The sequence below is a fragment of the Actinotalea fermentans genome, assembly GCF_007991475.1.
Taxonomy (GTDB): domain Bacteria; phylum Actinomycetota; class Actinomycetes; order Actinomycetales; family Cellulomonadaceae; genus Actinotalea; species Actinotalea fermentans.
In genome coordinates this window covers 1-1,425 of sequence record NZ_BJYK01000019.1, presented here as the reverse complement: position 1 = coordinate 1,425, position 1,425 = coordinate 1, and the positions used below count along the sequence as shown (strand labels likewise).

The following is a 1,425-nucleotide window of genomic DNA, read 5'->3' as shown; positions in this document are numbered from 1 at the left end:
GGGGTGACGTCCCGCTGGGTGGTGGAGTTGCTCGACACCGTGCGGGTCAGTGCAGTGATCATGCCGTGAGCAGTTCGGGGGCGTCGACCTCCTGCCCGGTGATGGAGGTCAGGGTGGTCATGGCGGCGAGCTGGGCCATGGAGCGTTCGGACAGGTAGCGCCGGTCGGTGGCCGCCCACTCGTCGTGGGCCTCGACCAGGACCGCGCCTGCCAGGCGCAGCAGGGCGGCGGGGTTGGGGAAGACGCCGACGACGTCGGTGCGGCGCTTGACCTCCTTGTTCAGCCGTTCTAGGGGGTTGGTCGACCAGATCTTCTTCCAGTGGCTGGCGGGAAACGCGGTGAACGCGAGGAGGTCCTCGCGGGCGTCGGTGAGCATGTCGGCGACCTTGGGGTGGGAGCGGGCGAGCATGGTCGCGATGACCTCGAACTGCTCGCTGACGTGCGCGGCGTCGGGCTGGGCGAAGATCGTGCGGATCGCCGCGGCGACCATCTCGGCGTTGGACCTGGATACCGCGTCCAGGACGTTGCGGGTGAAGTGGACCCGGCAGCGCTGCCAGGACGAGCCCAGCAGGACCGAGCCGATCGCGGCCTTCAGGCCCTCGTGGGCGTCGGAGATGACCAGCTGGACCCCCGCCAGACCGCGGGCCTTCAACGACCGCAGGAACGCGGTCCAGAACGCACCGTTCTCGGAGTCGCCGACGTCGAAGCCGAGGACCTCGCGGTGCCCGTCGGCGCGGACCCCGGTGGCGATGACCACGGCCTGGGACACCACCCGGCGACCGACCCGGGCCTTGCAGTAGGTCGCGTCCAAGAACACGTAGGGGAACGCGCTCTCGGCCAGCGACCGGTCGCGGAAGGCACCAACCTCCTCGTCCAGCCCGGCGCAGATCCGGGAGACCTCGGACTTGGAGATCCCGCTGTCGGCGCCCAGCGCCTTGACCAGGTCGTCAACCTTCCTGGTCGAGACCCCGTGCAGGTATGCCTCCATCACCACCGCGAACAGCGCCTGGTCGACCCGGCGACGCCGCTCGAGCAACGACGGGAAGAACGACCCCGTCCGCAGCTTGGGGATCCGCAGGTCCAGATCCCCAGCCGTCGTGGTCAGCACCCGGTCTCGCGAGCCGTTGCGCTGGGTGGTCCGCTCGGCGGTGCGCTGCCACGGGCCCGCGCCGATCACCGCGGTCGCCTCGGCGTCGATCAGCTCTTGATACAGGTGCTCGGTCGCAACGCGGATCCGGTCACTGACCTCGGTGTCCTTCAATGCGGCGAGCAGGTCGAGCAGGGCAGACTGGTCCATAGCCATCGTGCGATGTGTCCTTCCGTGAGTTCCCTAGTCCGGTCTCACCGACCATCGCACGATGGCCTTCTTCGTCGCGGCCACCACGACGAACAAGATCGAGAACTACACCACCCCAGGGGACGTCA

At 68.8% G+C, this 1,425-nt stretch carries 1 protein-coding gene; it reads right to left on the bottom strand.

Features of this window, described 5'->3' with window-relative positions; all coding sequences use genetic code 11:
- Window positions 1–58 precede the first annotated feature (58 nt).
- Window positions 59–1,303, bottom strand: coding sequence for an IS256 family transposase (locus AFE02nite_RS17205; RefSeq protein ID WP_034250078.1), 1,245 nt, complete (start codon window positions 1,301–1,303; stop codon window positions 59–61).
- Window positions 1,304–1,425 lie beyond the last annotated feature (122 nt).

What these genes read in the sequence shown, in the direction of transcription:
- AFE02nite_RS17205 (WP_034250078.1), bottom strand. Translation starts at nt 1,303, where the DNA reads ATGGCTATGGACCAGTCTGCCCTGCTCGACCTGCTCGCCGCATTGAAG.